The following is a 17,250-nucleotide window of genomic DNA, read 5'->3' as shown; positions in this document are numbered from 1 at the left end:
CGAAGCCTTCCAGGGTTACCCGCGCTTGTCCCCAGCTGCCTTGTGCACCTGGGGGCCAGGTCTTCACCCGGGGCACCCCACCGCGGTTGGAGGGTTGCCGCCCAGTAAGCCGGGGCTTGTTACTGGGACTCATGACCTGTTTCCAGTGTGCCCGAAAACCGAAGATTTTTGCAATGCGGGCACCGCACAATGGTCTCAATCGGTCATATTTCACATCCATGGCGCTTTTGCCGCAGGGAATTCGATTCCATCAAAAACCTTAGGGTCGCCTAAGTAGAGACTGCGGTCACATGTTGTCATGATGGGCACATGATGAGGCTAGATCACGTTAGTTATGCCTGTGGCCCGGATGGGCTGCTGCCAACCGCGCAAAGAATCTCCGAGTCGCTCGGCCTGGAATTCGTCAAGGGAGGCGTGCATCCCAGGTTCGGGACACGCAATGTCATCTTCCCGCTCAAGCATGGCCAGTACCTCGAAGTGGTCGAGGTGCTCAACCACCCGGCCAGCGACAAGGCCCCCTTCGGCCAGGCGGTGCGGGCCCGTTCGGAGCTCGGCGGCGGCTGGATGGGCTGGTGCGTTTCGGTGGACGATCTATCCAGCGCCGAAGACCGCCTGGGCCGCAAGTCGGTTCCGGGCAACCGAAAATTCCCCGACGGCCGCGAGCTGACTTGGCAGCAGATCGGCATCAAGGGCCTGATCGCCGACCCGCAGTGCCCCTACCTGATCTCGTGGGACGAGGAAGCCAAGGACCTGCATCCTTCCAAGGCCCTGGAGCCGACCGGGGCGATCAGCGAGATCTCGATCGCCGGTTCGCGCGATCGGGTCCTGGAATGGCTGGGCCAGCCCCAGAACGTGCACCTCGGCGCGGTGACCATGGACTACCAGGCGCCCAATGGCACCCCGGGCATCTTGTCGGTGACCTTTGAAACGCAGAACGGACCGGTAGTGTTGTAGCCGGTTCGCAGCAAGCTGCCGGCAGGCGGGGACAATGGCGTCCCCGCCTGCCTCTTTTTATGCGCCGGCATCCAGTCGCCGGCCCAGGACCACGACGTGCTGGTCTTCAAATCCCAGCCGCTCATAAAAGCCGCGCACCGCGGTATTCTCCTCGCGCACCATCAGCTGCACCTTGGGCACGCCGCGCTGGGCGAGCCACGCGCTCGCGGCTTGGACCATCTGGGCGCCCAGTCCGCTGCCCTGCCACCGCGGGTCCACGGCCAGGTAGTAGAGCCAGCCGCGGTGCCCATCATGGCCAGCCATCACGGTGGCGAGGACTTCTTCCTCCTCGATCATGGCCAGCACCGTCGAGGTAGAGGTTTCCAAGGCTCGAAGGGCATCGGCGCAGGGGTCGTTCCACGGCCGGGTCAGCCCGGTGGCCTCCCAGAGCGCAACGGCTTCGGGAATCTGCTGCGCAGCCAGCTGAGAAATCTTCATTCCTGCAGTCTAGCCGCGCTAGCTGCCGATCCCGATCGCCGGTCCGATCAGGGCATATCCGACAAAGCCGATGGCGTCGAGCATAAAGTGCGCGATCACCAGCGGCATCACCCGCCCGTACTTGTGGTAGGCCCAGCCGAAGACCACGCCCATGAGCATATTGCCGATCATCGGCCCCGCGCCCTGGTACAGGTGGTAGCTGCCGCGGATCACCGCCGAGGCGATGATGGTGGTCCACAATCCTAAGTTCAGCTTCTTCGCATAGCTGAACAGGAAGCCGAGCATCAGCACCTCTTCAAGCACCGCATGGCGCACCGCGGAGAGCAGCAGCACCGGCACACTCCACCAGTAGTCCCCCAGATTGGCCGCGGAAATCGCTGTGGTGATGCCCAGCGCCCGGCCTGCCGCGTAGACGCCCAGGGTGCCAAGCCCCATGGCCAAAAACAGCCCGGCGCCGAGCAAGGCATCCTTGCCCGGCGCGCGCAGGTCAAAGCCGATCTCCCGCACTCCCCGCCCGGTGCTGCGTTTCATCAGGTACAGGGCCAGCAGAACCGGAACCAGCGCAAAGACAATGTCCAGCAGCTGATAGGAGAAGTCGAAAAATTCGCGGGTGCTCAACGGGTTGTTCAGCGAAGTCGTCTGCTCGCGCAGCGGGGCCCTGGTGGCCTTGTCGGCAAAACTCAGGATCGAATAGATCGCGCTTTGCCCCAAGGACAGGGCAAGCACCAGAGCCGCCTCGAATTTCAGGATCTTGGCATTCACGTTCTCGATCATAGGCTGATCAGGCTGTGCGCGGGCTGAGGTAGCCTGAAGGTAGCGAATTAAAGGAGCATCAGTGAGCCGTCCTGCCACCATGGAAGAACTGTCCATTGCCCGCCAGCTATGTCCAGAGCTGTCCTGGGAAAATGCCGGAGTCAACGAGGGCGGGCAGTTCCACAAGGTGGTGATCGCCAACGGGCACTCGGTGATCCGCATGGCCCGCACCATCCAGGCCACCGAGCAGATGCCGCGCTCCATCAAGCTGCTTGGGCTTGTGGCCGATCAACTGGGCTACCAGGTCCCGGTGGCGACCTCGCAGATCTTGACGGTGGATGGGCTGAGCTCGGTAGCCATGTCCTTCATCCCGGGCAGCGCCCATGAACCGCACTACGGCGATCCCAAGGTCTTGGCCAAAGTGGTCAGCGACCTGGCGCAGGTCGACCTCGAACCGCTACGCGAGCATCTGGCTTCGCCTTTTGCCTTCCGCGGCCCGTGGATCGAAGAGCGCCAACGGCAGTGTTTTGATGCTTTGCCCGACGAATTGCGCGGCCCAGCCAGCAGCCTGTGGGCCCAGCTTGATTCGCTGGCCCAGGTGCCCCCGGGGCTGGTCCACGGAGATCTGGCCGGACACAATATGCACTGGGTGGATGAAGAGCTGATCGGCATCCTGGACTGGGATCTGGCCGCCGCCTGGGATCCTGCGCTGAACAGCGCGTACTTGAGCCTATGGCACGGGTTGGAGATGGTGGATTTGATTGCGCCGAGCCCCGATGAAGCGCATCGGGCGAAGATCTGGCTTGGGCTGATGAGCCTGGAGCGGCTCTCGGATACCCTCTCGCGCACCGATAATCCCAGAATCGACAAGCTCCTGCGCAAGATCGGGCCGCGGATTTTGAACGCCGCGCAAGCTGCGGGGAACTGATGCCCGATCCCCTGATTTTGCCAGGGACAGCAAAGGCCCATCCAAGCTCGATGCTCGGATGGGCCTTCATGCGGCTTAGCTCAGGGCTGCGATAGCTGCATCGTAGTCTGGCTCGGTGGTGATTTCCGGCACGACCTGGGTGTAGGTCACCTTTCCGGTCTCATCCAGGACGATCACCGAACGGGCTAGCAGGCCAGCCAGTGGGCCGTCGATCTGGGTGACTCCGTAGTCCGAACCGAAGTCCGAACGGAAGACCGAAGCGGCGGTGACGTTCTCGATGTCCTCAGCACCGCAGAAGCGGCCCAGCGCGAATGGCAGGTCGGCGGATACGCACACAACGGTGGTGTTCTCCAGGCCGGCAGCCAGTTCGTTGAAGCGGCGAACGCTGGCAGCGCACACGCCGGTATCTACCGATGGGAAGATGTTCAGGACTACGCGGCGGCCAGCCAGCGACTCGCTGGTGACATCTGCAAGGCCGGTGTCGGTGAGGGTGAATGATGGTGCCTGCGAGCCTACGGCTGGCAGTTCACCAATGGTCTGTACGGGAGTTCCCTTAAAAGCAGTATTAGCCATGGTTCTTGTTTATCACGAATGCCTATTTGACTGCCAGATTTTCGGCGAACCGGCCGGAACAAGTCGAAGGCCGCCAGTTCCTGGAATACTTGCGACCATGAGTATGAGCAAGGACTACGATTCCTATGCAGCGAAGATGCGCAGCCTGACCCTAACAGGGACGGATCTTGAGACTGCAGCACGTTTTGTAGATATGTTGTGTCCACGTGGCTCGAGAATTCTGGACATCGGTTGCGGCATCGGCAATACGGTCAACGCCCTACGCCAAAGAGGTCATCAAGCATTCGGAATTGATCCGACACCACAGGCTCTGAAGGTGGCTGGTGAACTCTTTAACGATGCATGGTTTACCCAACTGGCCGTCGACGAACTGAAAGCCGAGGTCTTGCTTGCACGCGGCCTACCGATCAGTTTTGAAGCCATTGTGCTCGCCGGTAACGTACCCGCATTCTTGTCCACCAAAGAGTTTCGCAAGCTGTCCGCCATTGCTCAAGAACTGCTCAACGACACTGGCGTTATGATCATCGGATCCACTGCACGGGCACGAGGTGGAACAGCCGATCAAGACGACCTGTTCGCTGATTCACGATTGCAGCTCGTTGGTCGGTTCTCGGATTGGCATCTTTCGCCATTTGATTCGACAGCCGAATGGTCCGTCAGCATCTATGCCAAAGAACAGAAGCGAACCGGTTTCAACGCACCGGATGGAATCTTCGTCTTGCCTGCCTGACCGAGGTACTCGTTATTGGTATCGATACCATTGATGATATGCGTTTGATAGACAAGTGGTTCGATGAGAGTGACTGGCCACGGAATCCCGAGTTGGATACTTTTCGAGACGCGGCCTGGGAACTGAAGCAAGATGGCCAGCTCCGAGGATGGTTGACGACTTCGGTAAGTATCATGCGTTCATTCCCGATTCTATGGGAGAAGCAAGAACGAATGTGGTGGCAAACGCACTGGATAGACGGCCAGCACGATTTCGTTGAAGAAGACTACGGCCCAGGCTGGTACACGGCCAATGAACTACGCGATGGTTACGTATTGGTGAACGATCCAAAAACCAAAGTCGAAGCTAGTTTTGAAGCAAATGTCATGGTGGGCGCTGAACGCGACCGCCTGTGGAAGATTCTGGGCCATGGCCCTCTTGGCTAGGACCTCCCCAACCAGATCGACAATTATCTGCGGAACTACACTCCGACGGCTGTTTGGAAAACAGGTGCCTAAGCAGGTTCGTCACCGCAGCGCCAATCGGGAGAGTAGAAGCCAACGCCATCGATCATCTGGTATCCCTGCAAAGCGGGATACCAAGCGATCTCCATCGGTTGCAAGAAATCGTTCAATGCGGACATTGTTACAAACAAATGCTCGCTCTCCCCCGACGACATTTCTTTCTGGCTGTCAGAAATCCTCAAGACCGCCAGCCAGTAGCCAGTAATTTGACTTAAAAGTTCTGCCTGTTCTGCTTCAACCCAATCAAGCGTGCGTTCCCGTCGTCCGTTTTGAGTGGGCAGCCCTTCGACATCTACGACAATGTAATGAGCTGCGAACCTACTTTTTGTAGCATAGCCCATGAACTCGGCCTGCCCTTTGCCAATATTTATTAGCGAGGGACCCCGGTCTTCGGGGCCGAGAGCCGAAGCTTCGATTTCTTGTAAGCGGCGAAGGTACGCTTCCTCGCTTTGAGCAAGGATTTTGCGCCTATTGGCTTTTGGCCACATTCCTATCGTGGTCCGTTTCAGGTGAAATACCACTATTATTTACATTTCAAATTTGGCGAGCGCCAAAGTCGGTGTAGAACTGAACGCGGAAAATATTCGAGCAGAGATGTACGGTATACAACGCGTAGCACTCATTATGCACGTCCAAAAATTGGTTGCAAACTTCTGGCCTACGCCTCAGCTAACCAGCTGACCGGCCCGGTAGACGCTGTGGGTCAGGTTCATTCCGGGCCGGTAGGCCAGATGCGCAGCTGCCGGCGCATCGAGAACGTGGAGGTCTGCGCGTTTGCCCACCTCGATGGAGCCCACCTGATCCTGGACGCCTAGCGCCAGCGCTCCACCGTAGGTGGCGGCTTCGATGGCCTCGGCCAGGGACAGGTTCATTTGCAGCACCGCGGTGGCCACGCAGAAGTTCATGTTGCTGGTGTAGCTGGTTCCTGGATTGCAATTGCTGGCCAGGGCGATGCCCACCCCGGCATCCAGCAGCTCGCGCCCCGGTGCCAGCGGCTGTCGGGTCGACAAGTCGCAGGCCGGCAGGCAGGTGGCGACGGTGCCGGGCTTTCCGGAACGAGTCGTGCGGTCCCAATTGGCCCAGCTTCCGGCGAGCGCCTGGATATCCGAGTCCTCAAGGTAATTGACGTGGTCCACCGAATGGCTGCCGAATTCAACGGCAAGTTTGACTCCCGGGCCTGGGCCCAGCTGGTTTCCGTGGACCTTGGTTGCCAGATTCCGGTCTTGCGCTGCTTGCAGGACGCGGCGGGTTTGGTCTTCATTGAAGGCACCGCGCTCGCAGAAGATATCAACAAAGTCGATGTCCTGTGCGACGGCCTCAAGCATGGGGCCGGCGACAAGGTCGGTATATTCATCGGCATCAGCGCCAGCGGGGACCAGATGGGCGCCGAGGAAGGTCAGGGTATCGACGATGGGTCCGCCCAAACGCGCATGGCGGCTTTCCTCGGATAGCTCCAAGCCATAGCCGGTCTTGGTTTCCATCCACGTGGTCCCCATGGACAGGGCTTCGGCGCGGCGTGCGGCCACCAGCCCGGCCAGTTCCTCATCGCTGAGGCTTCTGGTGGCCGAAGTGGTCACCGCGATGCCGCCGGCTGCGTAGGATTGGCCGGCCATGCGGGCAACAAACTCTTCAGCACGATCTCCCCCGAAAATCAGGTGGCTGTGGGAGTCGACCCAGCCTGGCAGCACGGTTCGCCCCGACAGGTCGTGGACGGTGTCGGCCGCTGGTGCATCGGCTGCTGCGCCGATCCATTCGATCCGGTCCTCGCGGATCAGCACGGCGGCATGCTCCAGCACGCTGCCCGCGGCATCAACGGTGACCAGTTGCGCGATATTAGTCAGCAATGTCGTACCCATATGGCGACCTCTCTTGTTCTGCGCAGCCCGTTGCGAGGGCTCGCGAAATCCGTGGATGTTCTCCTTTCACGAGCCTACTGGCCCGAGCCTCGGCTGCGGCCTCGGCGATGGCTATTGAGATCCGGGATTTCAGACAGAACGAGGGCCCCGGAGATCCGGGGCCCTCGCTGCAGCTGCGGTTTCGGCTAGCCCTTGGTGGCACCCGCCAGCAGTCCACGCACGAAGTAGCGCTGCAAGGCGAAGAAGACCACCAGCGGAATGATCATCGAGATGAACGCACCGGCGGTGAGCAGCTCCCAGGATTGCCCATAGGTTCCCGAGAGATCCTGGAGCGCCTTGGTGATCGGCAGTCCCCCGCCCGAGGTGAACACCGTTGCCACCAGCAGGTCATTCCACACCCAGAGGAACTGGAAGATGCCGAAGGAAGCGATCGCCGGCATCGACAGCGGCAGGACGATCTTCGAGAAGATCTTTCCGTGACCTGCACCGTCCACGCGAGCCGCCTCGATCACCTCGTCGGGGATCTCCGAGATGAAGTTGTGCAACATGAAAATCGCCAAGGGCAGTGCGAAGATCGTGTGCGCGATCCACACCTTCGCATAGGCGCCATCCAATCCGTTGACCCCCAGCCCCGGAAGGATATACAGGCCGCCGATTTTCACGCCGTCCGAGAACAGCTGGAGCAGCGGAACCAGGGCCATCTGGATCGGAACAATCTGCAGGGCAAACACCAGGACGAACAGCGTATTGCGCCCCTTGAAATTGATCCAGGCAAAAGCGTAGGCCGCCAGGCTGGCGAGGATGATCGGAACGATCGCCGCTGGAATGGTGATGACCAGCGAATTCAAAAATGCCTTGGACAACGGAAGGCTGTCGCCCGAGGAGAAGGCCTGCGCATAGTTGTCCAGCGTGAATGACGGGTTGGACAGGGCCGTCCACCAGCCCGAGGTCTTGATGTCATCAGCCTGCCTGAAGGAGGAGACAAAGAGGCCGAAGGTGGGGATGGTCCACACTGCGGCAATGATGAATGCCGCAATGGTGGCCCCGCGGGATGTGGTCGCCTTGCGCAGCTTCCCGCTGGTTTTTTCGGTAGCCGCCAGGAGGCGGCGAGAGGATTCGCTGACGGAGCTCATCGGATGCCCCTTTGCTTCTTATGCTGGCGGACGTTGTAGATGATGATCGGCAGCACCAGGATGAACAGGATGACGGCCAGGGCCGAGCTGTAGCCGGTGCGCGCCCCGAGCTGGAACTGGCGCACCATCTCGAATGCGAGGACCGTTGTATCCGAGCGGCCTCCGGTCATTGATGAAACGATGTCGAAGACCTTGAGCGAGGCAATGGAAATCGTGGTCAAGACGACGACTACCGACGAGCGAATCCCTGGCAGCGTGACGTTGGCGAAGCGCTGCCACGGGCTGGCCCCATCGAGGGCTGCCGCTTCCAGCTGCTCGGCGGGCACGCCCTTGATGGCCGCGGAGAGAATGACCATGGCGAACCCTGCCTGGGTCCAGATCAGGATGATGACCAGGAACAGGGTGTTCCATGGTTCGAGCCCGAGCCAGTCGACCGGCTTGGCGCCGAAGGCCGTGATGATCGCGTTGAGCACGCCAATCTGATCGCCCTGGCGGGTGTCGTAGAAGAACTTGAAGATGATCGATGCGCCAACGAAGGAAATCGCCATGGGCATGAACACCATCAGCTTGAAGAATTTCTCGCCGCGGCTCTTGTCGATGAACACCGCATAGGCCAGGCCAATGACGGTGGAAACAATGGGCGCCACCAGCACCCACACCAGGGTATTGAGCAGGGCGGTCACTCCGTCAGGGCTGGTGAACACCCAGGCGAAGTTGCCCAGGCCGACGAATCCTGATCCATCATTGGCCATGAACGCGGCGATAGCGGTTTTCACCGTGGGGTAGATCAAGCCGATGGCCAGCAATAACAGCGCTGGAACCAGAAAACCGGAGAGCTGCAGCAGCGAGCCGGCGCCCTCGCGCGAACGGCGGTCGGCAAAAAACAGCACGGCGCCGAGCGCTGCGGCAATCGCCGCCACCCACATGACCGAGTTGTACAGGCCCAGGATCAGCAAGATGACCACTGGAACTACCACTGCGGCGGCAAAACGCACCACGGTGAATCCGCGTCCGCCCTTGGTGGCTGTTTCGACAAAGGCAAGGATCGCCGCAATCAGGATTGCGAAGGCAATCAAGACGATCGGCACCTGGACTAGCGGCGGCACGCCCGCCAGCCACTGGAAAAATTGGGACATGGCTTCAGGCTCCTACAATCCCGCCAACGGCCGGGAATCCCGGCCGTTGGCGACGAACAAGGCAGTGACTAGGAGTCATAACCGGACTGGATATTTTCAAGCACTTCCTTGGTCGGCTTGCCATCGATCCAATCCACCAGTCCCTTCCAGAAGGAGTCGGAACCGACGCTCTTGGGCATCAGATCAGATCCGTCAAAGCGGAAAGTGGTGTTCGGATCCTGCAGCAGTTCGACGGCGGAGCGCAACAGGTCGCTGCTGGCGTTCTTGGGATCAAGGCCGGAGTTGGCCGAGATCACGCCACCGAGTCCGACGCGGCTGTTGGCCCAATCAGCGCTGGCCAGGTATTCCTGGACCTTGGCGGTGTCTTCATCGTTGGAGAAGGCGGCAACGAATTCGCCGCCGCCCACGACGGACACGGGATCATCTGCCTTGGCCGGCGGGGCGACAAAGGCCCAGACATCTCCGTCAGGGGCGACGGTGGCCTTCTTGCCATCGGCATTCTTGGAGTCAAGCACATAGCCTTCGAGGAAGGATGCCTGGTGGGTCAGCGGGCAGGTTCCCTTGGCAACGGCCGTTCCCATGTCGCCGAAAGCGGTGGCGTTGATCGACTTCACGCCTCCATAGCCGGCGTTGACCTGCTGGGGATCGAGCAAGATTTTTCCGACCGAGTCAAAGGCGCTGGTGATTTCCGGGGAGGTGAATTCCAGTTCGCCGGAAACCCACTTGTCGTAGGCCTCGGTTCCGGATTGGCGCAGCACGGCGTCTTCAATCCAGTCCGTGCCCGGCCACCCCGAGGCCTCGCCGGATGCGAACCCGGCGCACCAGGCAGGCTCGCTGGTCTTCTTCGAGATTTCGGTGCCGAGGTCGGTCATTTCGTCCCAGGTCTTCGGAACGCTTACGCCCCACTGCTCGAACTGCTTTGGCGAGTACCAGATGTAGCCCTTGACGCTGGCCATCAGGGGAACGCCGTACTGCACGCCATCGACCTTGCCGTAGTTCTGCCAGTCTTCGGACCAGTTCTCCTGAAGCTGGGCCTGCACTGCTTCGGGAAGCTTCTGGACCTTGCCCTGGGCCACTGTGGCCTGCAGCAGCCCTGGCTGCGGGAAGACCGCCAGATCCGGGGTGTCGCCGCCCTGGACCTTGATGCCGATCTGGGATTCAAAATTCTTGTCGCCGGTGTAGCGGATCTTGATGTCGTTCTCCTCGGACCACTTGGCCCAGGATTTTTCAAGGAGTTCCGCCTCGACGCCGGTCACCGGGCCGTAGATGTCGACCACTCCGTCCGCCTTGCCTACCTGGGCTTCTCCGCCGCCGGAGGCGTTGGGGTCATTGGGGTCTGCCCCTCCGGAGCAGCCGGCCAGGAGCATGCTGATTGCTGCCACCGAGATCACCGGCGCGAGCTTCAGCCCGCGTTTTGCTTTTTTCATGTTGCCCTCCACATTGAGTGGTGCCCTGCCAGTTGAGGTGGCTCGGCACGAACGATCCCCTCCATAGTGACGCAGGTCATCGACGCGCGTCAACAGTTGGCCGCGAACCACGCAACAAATTGCCACTTCCACTCAGTGCGGGGCTGGGCCCGAGCTGCCCCGGACCACCATCAGCGGGGCGATCAGCTCCTGCACCGCCGTCTGGGCACGCCCCTCGATTTTTTGCACCAGGGCATCCACCGCCGCATGGGAAATGCGCTCCCCCGGAGGGGCAACAGTGGTCAGTGCCGGCGCGACCATCTCGGCCGAACGATCCCCCACGCCCAGCGCTATCACGGAGAGATCCCCGGGAATCCGCAGCGAAGCCATGCCCGCGGCGTTGACAAAACCTGCGGTGGCAAATTCCTTTAGGGCGAGAACCGCCGTGGGCCGCTGATTCATTTTCAGGTACGCGTCCAGGGCCTGGCGGCCGCCACGGGCGTTGTTCTCCACGGGGACTTCCTGCAGGATCATGCCGCGTCCGCGCACCGCGTCCGAGATCGCCCGGGCCGTGCGGATGGCCGGGCCATTTCCGGCCATCTGGTCTTCGACCGACACGTTGATGTACATGATCGACTGGTGCCCGAGGCTGGCCAGGTAATCCACCGCGATACGCCCGGCCTCGGCAAAATCATTATCGACGTAGGACAGGTCATCGCTGTCATCGGGGCGCCCGATGGAAGCGAAGGGGATGTTTGCACGGCGCAATACGTCAAAGCGCGGATCGTTGATCGACACCTCCATGAGCAGCACCCCGGCCACCAGCTTCTGGCCGACCAGGCTTTCCAAACCCATCACGTCGGTCATCGGGTTGGACCACAAGAGCATGTGATAGCCCAGCGCGCGGGCACGCTCCATGGCCGCGGTGACGTACTCGAATTCGGTGGAGGAATAGCCGTCCACGCTGGTGGGAAAGTGCAGGGCCAGGATGCCGCGACGCGACCCGGCCAGGCCTTGGGCAAAGGCATCCGGGGTGTAATTCAGCTCCCGCATGGCCGCCAGGACCTTGGCCTTGGTCGCATCGGATATCGTGCGCCGGCCGCTGATCACGTAGGAGACGGTACTGGGAGATACGCCGGCCAAGCGCGCCACATCATCCCTGGTAGCCATGAGTCCTCCGCCGTTGGTAGTGCCGAAACGTAATTCCTATTGAAACACGCCGTCAGGCAACTTTCCCGGTCAGCGGCTGGCGACGAAAGCTTCCACGCAAGCCTCGATATCCTGTGTCGAGTGGGCTGCGGAGAGCTGCACCCGGATGCGGGCGGCCCCCTTGGGAACCACCGGGTAGCTGAAGGCGGTGACGAAGACGCCGCGTTCGAGCATGTTCGCTGCCACTTCGGCCGCCTTGATGGCATCGCCGAACATCACCGGGATAATGGCGTGCTCGCCGTCGAGCAGCTCGAAGCCTTCCTCGCTCATCCGGCGGCGGAAGTGCGCCGCGTTCTCGAAGAGCTTTTCGCGCAGGTCCCCTGAGTCCACCACAAGTTCCAGCGCCTTGAGGGTTGCGGCCACGATCGACGGGGCCAGCGAGTTGGAGAACAGGTAGGGGCGGGCCTTCTGGCGCAGCATCGCCACGATTTCGCCGCGTCCCGAGACGTAGCCGCCCGAGGCGCCGCCCAGGGCCTTGCCGAAGGTGCCGGTGTAGATGTCCACGCGGTCAGAGACTCCGGCGTGCTCCGGTGTGCCGGCACCGGTGGCGCCCATGAAGCCCACCGCGTGCGAGTCATCGACCATCACCAGCGCGTTGTACTTGTCGGCCAGATCGCAGATGGCTTCAAGCGGAGCCAGGTAGCCGTCCATGGAGAACACGCCGTCGGTGACGATGATGGTGCGGCGGGCACCCGCCCCGTCGTTCAGCTGCGCGGCAGCCTGCAGCTGGGTCTCCAGATCCGCCATGTCCTGGTTGGCGTAGCGGAAGCGGGCCGCCTTGGACAAGCGGATGCCATCGATGATCGAGGCGTGGTTCAGCGCATCGGAGATGATCGCATCTTCCTTGCCGAACAGCGACTCGAAAACACCGCCGTTGGCATCGAAGCAGCTGGAGAACAGAATGGTGTCCTCGGTGCCCAGGAATTCGGAGAGCTTGGCCTCCAGTTCCAAGTGCGTATCCTGGGTGCCGCAGATGAAGCGCACCGAGGCCACGCCGAAACCGCGATCATCCATGGCGGTCTTGGCGGCGTCGATAATCTGCTGGTTATCGGCCAGGCCCAGGTAGTTGTTGGCGCAGAAGTTCAGCACCTGGCGTGCTTCGGCGCCCAGCGAGCCGGCCATGATCGAGGCTGACTGCGCGGAGTCGATGTGGCGTTCGGCCTTGAACAGCCCGGAGGTCTTCAGCTCGTCAAGCTCGGCGGCCAGCTGGTCTTTGAGGTCGGTATACATGGGGATTGCTCCTTGTTGGTGCGGGGAATTCTTAGTCTGCGAAAACGGTCCAGTCGAGCACGACCTTGCCGCCGTGGCCGCTGCGGGCGGCTTCGAAGCCCTGCTGCCATTCGGTAGCCGGAAGGAAGTCGGTGACTACCGAGGAGATGCGCTCGCGCATCACGTCCGAAGAGGTGAGCATGGCGCTCATGGCGTACCAGGTTTCGAACATTTCGCGGCCATAGATGCCCCGCAGGGTGAGCATGTGGGTGACTACCTTGCCCCAGTTGATATCGATCGAGGTGCTTGGCAGTCCGAGCATGCAGATCTTGCCGCCGTGGTTCATGTTTTCGATCATTTCCGGCAGGGCGGTCTTGTGGCCGGACATTTCCATGCCGTAGTCGAAGCCCTCGACCATGCCCAGCTGCTGCTGGGCTTCCTTGATCCGGGTGGTGGCCACGTTCACGGCCAGGTCGATGCCCATGGACTGCGCCAGTTCCAGGCGCTGTTCGGAGACGTCGGTGATGGCGATGTTGCGGGCACCGACGTGGCGAGCCACGGCGGCGGCCATCAGGCCGATGGGGCCGGCCCCGGTGATCAGCACGTCCTCGCCGACCATGGGGAACTGCAAGGCGGTGTGCACCGCATTGCCGAACGGGTCGAAGATGGCGCCGAGCAGCGGGGTGATGCGCTCATCGCGATGGATGTAGACGTTGCTTTCGGGGATCGATACATATTCGGCGAAGGCGCCATCACGCTGGACGCCGACGGAATCAACGTTGATGCACATCTGCTTGCGGCCGGCACGGCAGTTGCGGCACATTCCGCACACCACGTGGCCTTCGCCGGAGACCCGGTCCCCGACCTTGACGCCGTGCACGAAGTCACCGATCTCCACGACTTCGCCGTAGAACTCGTGCCCTGGGACCAGCGGGGTGTTGATCATGGCCTTGGCTGCATCGTCATAGGCCTCGATGTGCAGGTCGGTGCCGCAGATGCCGGCAGTCATGACACGGATTTTTACATCGTGCACGCCTACTTCTGGTTCTGGGCGGTCCACGAGTTCCAGCCCAGCGTGCGGCCCGGACTTGTACAGTGCTTTCATGCGTGATCCTTTTCAGATGGCCGTCGGGTTCACACGCGACGGACTGTGTTGCTTCCAGTGTCGCACCACACTCCCGGGGAAAACATATTAGAAGAAGCACGATTTGCTGATCTATTGATTTAGCATTTACTTCATGGAATTACATCAGCTGCGGATCCTGCGCGAACTTGCGGATCTGGGGAGCGTCAATGCCGTGGCCAAGGCGCTGTTCGTCTCCCCCTCGGCCGTCTCCCAGCACTTGGCCCAGTTGCAACGCGGGTTCCCGGCACCCCTGACTCAAAAGGAAGGCCGGCGCCTGGTGCTCACTTCCGAGGGCAAGCTGCTTGCTTCCGCGGCCGCATCGGTGGCTTCGACGCTGGCCGAAGCCTCGGCAAGAATACGCACGGTGGAGCAGGACAAGAATGTCCCGATCAACGTCGCCGGCTTCCATTCCATCGGGCAGACCATTTTTGCACCGCTGCTATCCCTGCCCGAAGGCCAGCTGCCGCCCCTGCATTTTTCCGATGAGGATGTTTCGCAGCAGGATTTCCCCGCACTGACCTCGACCTACGATTTGGTCCTGGCCCACCGCATGCCGCATACGGCTCCGTGGCCCGAAGATCGCATCACGGTGATCCCGCTGGCCTTCGAACCGCTGGATATCGCCATCCATAAGGATCACCCGTTGGCCGAATTCGATGAGCTCTCCCCCGAGCAGGTCATCGATGAACGCTGGGTCGTTTCCCGCTCCGGATATTCGCCGGCCGATGTCCTGGAAACCATTGCCGCGCTGGCAGGCAAGGCTCCGCAAATCGAGCACCGGGTGAACGACTATGCAACAGCTGGCGCGCTCGTCGAAGCCAGCGATTGCCTGGGGATATTGCCTCGATTCACGGCGCGGAAAACCTTGGATGAATCGGTGACTTTACGACCGATTAAAGGCATAAACTCCGGTCGACAAATCGACCTTTTATTGAGGGCGGAACACCTGCACCGAAAGACCGTCAATGACGTCATCGAGGCAATCAGAAGCACTGTAAAACGCTTGGTGATCAGCTGATTCCGAGATTAGGGAAAACGGGCTCTCAGGTTCTTGTTGCACCCTCCTTTGAACGAGTCCGTGAGGAGTTGGGCTTGCGCGCTTACTTTTTCTGGAGCTTTTACATTACCGGCTCGGACCAAAGCAATCATTAGGTTTTCTGGGAGTGCCGGTTACAACCTGAGCTTTGCATCCAACGCGGCTTAGCATTGGTGATCATGTACTTACGCACCGCTACCGCAGCAGACGTTTTATTTCTCACCGAGGTCCTCCTCCAAGCATTCAACTGGTCAGGAAATCAGACGTTCACCAAAGAAGAGATCCGTCAAACGCCAGAGATCAGCCGCTACGTGGCGAACTGGCAACCCGAAACAGATTTCGGAACCATCGCCGAAACCGACGACGGCGAACCAATAGGGGCAGTCTGGGCCCGTCTCCTAAGCGAAGACAATCCTGGATATGGATTTGTAGCATCCACGATTCCCGAACTGACTATGGGGGTGCTTCCTGGGAACCGCGGAAGCGGAGTCGGAACCTCGTTATTGACCGCCGTCATCGAGCAAGCCATAAACCTCGACTTCACGGCATTGAGTTTAAGCGTGGAAGACCTAAACCCGGCAGTTCACCTCTACGAGCGAGCCGGATTCAGCAAAGTCGGCAGATCTGGAAACTCCGACACAATGATCCTTCATCTGACCCAAGCTTCAGATGGTCAGTACGGCGGCTGACCTGAATCCATGAGAGAGGACACATCTGATGGTCGTTGCTATGCGCGATAATCGTCAGGACTTTTTAAAGAATCCTAATCGCAGATGAAGAGCATCCTTTGTGGCTGAGGTGAAAATTGGTTCTGTGTCGTTCGCTCTTCAGGCTCAGCGGTTATCGGCCCGTCGACTGCAACAGACAGCGCATACACCCTGACCAGCAGACCCGCTGTCAGGATGGTCACCGACGAATCCCGCGCCACCTCGCCAAGCCTTCCGCTGGGCGAGAGCTCGGAGGTGCCCACGCAGAAGATGACCAGTATGAGCACTACCATTCGGAAGTTCATTGACATCCTTTCGTAGCCACCCGATTCAGGAGACGATAGCGTTGAGTGCGTCGGGAAGAGTGCTATAACCATCGGCGGCGAGGAAGTGCCCCGCTTTGGGGACCACCACTGTTTCGGCCTCTAGAAGTCCGGCAAGTCGATCCGTGTGAACCGGTGGCACCAGGGGGTCATCGTCAGAGCGAATCACGATAACCCGGTTTATGCGTTCGCTCAGCCCGGTCACATCGCACCCGGCACTGATGAAGCCATCCAATTCCGGTAGCGCGGGTAGCGGATCAAGGAATCCGGATACCAAAACGAGGCTCCCTAGCCGCCAGGCACTAGTGAGCGATGACAAGTAGCGCAGTACCGCGAGGCAACCGAGACTATGCGCGATCACGACAGTATCTTCGCTTGGCTCACCCACGGTGGCACCAATGGACTCCTGCCACCGGGCCGCGTCGGGCGCGAGAGAATCAGGCAGTGCGGGGACTTTGGTGCTTATGCTGGCGGAGTCGAGTTGCTGGGCCAGCCACCCAAACCAGTGATCGTTGGGGTTTGCACCGTAGCCGTGGAAGATCAAGGCGTTCTGTAATGTTGTTAAGGAAGTCACGAACAAGAACGTACAGCCTGACGCTAACGTGAAGGTCAAGCTCGTTGAGAGGAAACAGCGATGCAGATCGGTGAACTTGCCAAGCTAACGGGAGCCAGTGCCCGCGCGCTGCGCCATTACGAGGAGCGCGGATTGCTTATCCCTGAACGCAGCAGCGCAGGTTATCGCGAGTATGCCCAAGATGACGTCATTCGCGTCGCGCAGATCAAGACCATGATTGATGCAGGGCTGAACGCTGCGTCGGTCAAACGCTATCTCGATTGCGCTCGCGACGGTGACTATGGAATTTGGCTGGAGATGTGTCCGGACCTCCGCGCTGAACTCGTCTCTATTTCCGAATCCCTCGACAAGAAGCAAGCTGAGCTATATCGGCGGCAACAACGACTGCATGAACTTGCATCTGCCAATTGAGAATTAACTAGCGGTCAGGGGCCCGATTCCCAGGATCGCCACTGAGCAAAGGGTGGTATACGTTGCGTAGGCCGTGCGGCCCAAATGTGGTGCTCTTGATGGCCAGCGTCGGGCGGTCGGGGCATCGTTTAGCGCGCCAACCCGATACGAAGCATGAACCGTATTGCTATCGGCAGTTCAAGCTCTTGGGACTCCCAGTAGAGGTT

At 60.3% G+C, this 17,250-nt stretch carries 20 protein-coding genes and 1 riboswitch; of the genes, 7 read left to right on the top strand and 13 right to left on the bottom strand.

From position 1 onward, the window contains the following. Nucleotides 1–16 precede the first annotated feature (16 nt). Nucleotides 17–137: riboswitch (SAM riboswitch) on the bottom strand. 172 nt (nucleotides 138–309) lie between these two features. Then, a complete protein-coding gene (locus tag AC6CHO_RS10675) occupies nucleotides 310–954 on the top strand; it encodes a VOC family protein (RefSeq protein WP_498214983.1) in 645 nt (214 codons plus the stop codon). Nucleotides 955–1,011: 57 nt separating this feature from the next. On the opposite strand, the gene AC6CHO_RS10670 is transcribed toward AC6CHO_RS10675, so the two are convergent. After that, nucleotides 1,012–1,431 carry a GNAT family acetyltransferase gene (locus AC6CHO_RS10670; RefSeq protein ID WP_498214982.1) on the bottom strand — a complete coding sequence of 140 codons (420 nt, stop codon included), beginning with the start codon at nucleotides 1,429–1,431 and terminating at the stop codon, nucleotides 1,012–1,014. 18 nt (nucleotides 1,432–1,449) lie between these two features. Beyond that, nucleotides 1,450–2,205: a CPBP family intramembrane glutamic endopeptidase gene (locus tag AC6CHO_RS10665; protein ID WP_498214981.1), complete on the bottom strand. Its 756-nt coding sequence runs from the start codon at nucleotides 2,203–2,205 to the stop codon at nucleotides 1,450–1,452. A gap of 61 nt (nucleotides 2,206–2,266) precedes the next feature. On the opposite strand from AC6CHO_RS10665, the gene AC6CHO_RS10660 reads away from it, so the two are divergent. Further along, nucleotides 2,267–3,112 carry a phosphotransferase family protein gene (locus AC6CHO_RS10660; RefSeq protein ID WP_498214980.1) on the top strand — a complete coding sequence of 282 codons (846 nt, stop codon included), beginning with the start codon at nucleotides 2,267–2,269 and terminating at the stop codon, nucleotides 3,110–3,112. Between the two features lie 75 nt (nucleotides 3,113–3,187). On the opposite strand, the gene tpx is transcribed toward AC6CHO_RS10660, so the two are convergent. Further along, a complete protein-coding gene (gene tpx / locus AC6CHO_RS10655) occupies nucleotides 3,188–3,685 on the bottom strand; it encodes a thiol peroxidase (RefSeq protein WP_061954487.1) in 498 nt (165 codons plus the stop codon). Between the two features lie 97 nt (nucleotides 3,686–3,782). Between tpx and AC6CHO_RS10650 the strand changes: the two genes are divergently transcribed. Continuing rightward, complete coding sequence (locus tag AC6CHO_RS10650) at nucleotides 3,783–4,415, top strand: class I SAM-dependent methyltransferase (protein WP_498214979.1); 633 nt, start codon at nucleotides 3,783–3,785, stop codon at nucleotides 4,413–4,415. Nucleotides 4,416–4,453: 38 nt separating this feature from the next. Further along, nucleotides 4,454–4,840, top strand: a complete 387-nt coding sequence (locus tag AC6CHO_RS10645; protein ID WP_498214978.1) for a hypothetical protein — start codon at nucleotides 4,454–4,456, stop codon at nucleotides 4,838–4,840. Nucleotides 4,841–4,908: 68 nt separating this feature from the next. Here AC6CHO_RS10645 and AC6CHO_RS10640 read toward each other — a convergent pair whose 3' ends face one another. The 8 genes from AC6CHO_RS10640 to tdh form a co-directional block, all read right to left on the bottom strand. Continuing rightward, entirely contained in the window at nucleotides 4,909–5,439 is a 531-nt protein-coding gene (locus AC6CHO_RS10640; protein ID WP_498214977.1) for a hypothetical protein, read from the bottom strand. Nucleotides 5,440–5,583: 144 nt separating this feature from the next. Next, the gene (hutI, locus tag AC6CHO_RS10635) at nucleotides 5,584–6,774 is read right to left on the bottom strand and encodes an imidazolonepropionase (RefSeq protein WP_498214976.1); all 1,191 of its coding nucleotides are present in this window, start codon (nucleotides 6,772–6,774) and stop codon (nucleotides 5,584–5,586) included. A 185-nt stretch (nucleotides 6,775–6,959) separates the two neighbouring features. Then, nucleotides 6,960–7,907: a carbohydrate ABC transporter permease gene (locus AC6CHO_RS10630; RefSeq protein ID WP_498214975.1), complete on the bottom strand. Its 948-nt coding sequence runs from the start codon at nucleotides 7,905–7,907 to the stop codon at nucleotides 6,960–6,962. Continuing rightward, nucleotides 7,904–9,043, bottom strand: a complete 1,140-nt coding sequence (locus AC6CHO_RS10625; RefSeq protein ID WP_498214974.1) for a carbohydrate ABC transporter permease — start codon at nucleotides 9,041–9,043, stop codon at nucleotides 7,904–7,906. Before AC6CHO_RS10625 ends, AC6CHO_RS10630 begins: the two co-directional genes overlap by 4 nt. Nucleotides 9,044–9,111: 68 nt before the next feature. Continuing rightward, on the bottom strand, nucleotides 9,112–10,470 hold the full coding sequence (locus AC6CHO_RS10620) for an ABC transporter substrate-binding protein (protein ID WP_498214973.1): 1,359 nt from the start codon (nucleotides 10,468–10,470) through the stop codon (nucleotides 9,112–9,114). Between the two features lie 132 nt (nucleotides 10,471–10,602). Beyond that, on the bottom strand, nucleotides 10,603–11,619 hold the full coding sequence (locus tag AC6CHO_RS10615; protein WP_498214972.1) for a LacI family DNA-binding transcriptional regulator: 1,017 nt from the start codon (nucleotides 11,617–11,619) through the stop codon (nucleotides 10,603–10,605). Between the two features lie 69 nt (nucleotides 11,620–11,688). Next, entirely contained in the window at nucleotides 11,689–12,888 is a 1,200-nt protein-coding gene (locus tag AC6CHO_RS10610; RefSeq protein ID WP_498214971.1) for a glycine C-acetyltransferase, read from the bottom strand. Nucleotides 12,889–12,919: 31 nt separating this feature from the next. Then, nucleotides 12,920–13,972 (bottom strand): L-threonine 3-dehydrogenase, encoded by a 1,053-nt coding sequence (tdh, locus tag AC6CHO_RS10605; protein ID WP_444660546.1) that lies wholly within the window; start codon nucleotides 13,970–13,972, stop codon nucleotides 12,920–12,922. A 133-nt stretch (nucleotides 13,973–14,105) separates the two neighbouring features. Here tdh and AC6CHO_RS10600 point away from each other — a divergent pair, with 133 nt between their 5' ends. After that, nucleotides 14,106–15,011: a LysR family transcriptional regulator gene (locus AC6CHO_RS10600; protein ID WP_498214970.1), complete on the top strand. Its 906-nt coding sequence runs from the start codon at nucleotides 14,106–14,108 to the stop codon at nucleotides 15,009–15,011. Between the two features lie 197 nt (nucleotides 15,012–15,208). Continuing rightward, entirely contained in the window at nucleotides 15,209–15,718 is a 510-nt protein-coding gene (locus AC6CHO_RS10595) for a GNAT family N-acetyltransferase (RefSeq protein WP_498214969.1), read from the top strand. A 74-nt stretch (nucleotides 15,719–15,792) separates the two neighbouring features. On the opposite strand, the gene AC6CHO_RS10590 is transcribed toward AC6CHO_RS10595, so the two are convergent. Both AC6CHO_RS10590 and AC6CHO_RS10585 read right to left on the bottom strand, forming a co-directional pair. Continuing rightward, on the bottom strand, nucleotides 15,793–16,041 hold the full coding sequence (locus AC6CHO_RS10590; protein WP_498214968.1) for a hypothetical protein: 249 nt from the start codon (nucleotides 16,039–16,041) through the stop codon (nucleotides 15,793–15,795). Between the two features lie 25 nt (nucleotides 16,042–16,066). Further along, nucleotides 16,067–16,633 carry an RBBP9/YdeN family alpha/beta hydrolase gene (locus tag AC6CHO_RS10585; RefSeq protein ID WP_498214967.1) on the bottom strand — a complete coding sequence of 189 codons (567 nt, stop codon included), beginning with the start codon at nucleotides 16,631–16,633 and terminating at the stop codon, nucleotides 16,067–16,069. 60 nt (nucleotides 16,634–16,693) lie between these two features. On the opposite strand from AC6CHO_RS10585, the gene AC6CHO_RS10580 reads away from it, so the two are divergent. Further along, nucleotides 16,694–17,044: a MerR family transcriptional regulator gene (locus AC6CHO_RS10580; protein WP_498214966.1), complete on the top strand. Its 351-nt coding sequence runs from the start codon at nucleotides 16,694–16,696 to the stop codon at nucleotides 17,042–17,044. The last annotated feature ends 206 nt before the right edge of the window (nucleotides 17,045–17,250 follow it).

The sequence above is a fragment of the Glutamicibacter sp. GQ173 genome (assembly GCF_059759215.1).
Note: the sequence above shows the minus strand (reverse complement) of the source record. Positions and strands in the feature narration are given on the sequence as shown.

Coding starts and splice junctions, on each gene's coding strand:
- AC6CHO_RS10675 (WP_498214983.1), top strand. CDS start 310: ATGATGAGGCTAGATCACGTTAGTTATGCCTGTGGCCCGGATGGGCTG.
- AC6CHO_RS10670 (WP_498214982.1), bottom strand. CDS start 1,431: ATGAAGATTTCTCAGCTGGCTGCGCAGCAGATTCCCGAAGCCGTTGCG.
- AC6CHO_RS10665 (WP_498214981.1), bottom strand. CDS start 2,205: ATGATCGAGAACGTGAATGCCAAGATCCTGAAATTCGAGGCGGCTCTG.
- tpx (WP_061954487.1), bottom strand. CDS start 3,685: ATGGCTAATACTGCTTTTAAGGGAACTCCCGTACAGACCATTGGTGAA.
- AC6CHO_RS10650 (WP_498214979.1), top strand. CDS start 3,783: ATGAGTATGAGCAAGGACTACGATTCCTATGCAGCGAAGATGCGCAGC.
- AC6CHO_RS10645 (WP_498214978.1), top strand. CDS start 4,454: ATGCGTTTGATAGACAAGTGGTTCGATGAGAGTGACTGGCCACGGAAT.
- hutI (WP_498214976.1), bottom strand. CDS start 6,774: ATGGGTACGACATTGCTGACTAATATCGCGCAACTGGTCACCGTTGAT.
- AC6CHO_RS10630 (WP_498214975.1), bottom strand. CDS start 7,907: ATGAGCTCCGTCAGCGAATCCTCTCGCCGCCTCCTGGCGGCTACCGAA.
- AC6CHO_RS10625 (WP_498214974.1), bottom strand. CDS start 9,043: ATGTCCCAATTTTTCCAGTGGCTGGCGGGCGTGCCGCCGCTAGTCCAG.
- AC6CHO_RS10620 (WP_498214973.1), bottom strand. CDS start 10,470: ATGAAAAAAGCAAAACGCGGGCTGAAGCTCGCGCCGGTGATCTCGGTG.
- AC6CHO_RS10615 (WP_498214972.1), bottom strand. CDS start 11,619: ATGGCTACCAGGGATGATGTGGCGCGCTTGGCCGGCGTATCTCCCAGT.
- AC6CHO_RS10610 (WP_498214971.1), bottom strand. CDS start 12,888: ATGTATACCGACCTCAAAGACCAGCTGGCCGCCGAGCTTGACGAGCTG.
- tdh (WP_444660546.1), bottom strand. CDS start 13,972: ATGAAAGCACTGTACAAGTCCGGGCCGCACGCTGGGCTGGAACTCGTG.
- AC6CHO_RS10600 (WP_498214970.1), top strand. CDS start 14,106: ATGGAATTACATCAGCTGCGGATCCTGCGCGAACTTGCGGATCTGGGG.
- AC6CHO_RS10595 (WP_498214969.1), top strand. CDS start 15,209: ATGTACTTACGCACCGCTACCGCAGCAGACGTTTTATTTCTCACCGAG.
- AC6CHO_RS10590 (WP_498214968.1), bottom strand. CDS start 16,041: ATGAACTTCCGAATGGTAGTGCTCATACTGGTCATCTTCTGCGTGGGC.
- AC6CHO_RS10580 (WP_498214966.1), top strand. CDS start 16,694: ATGCAGATCGGTGAACTTGCCAAGCTAACGGGAGCCAGTGCCCGCGCG.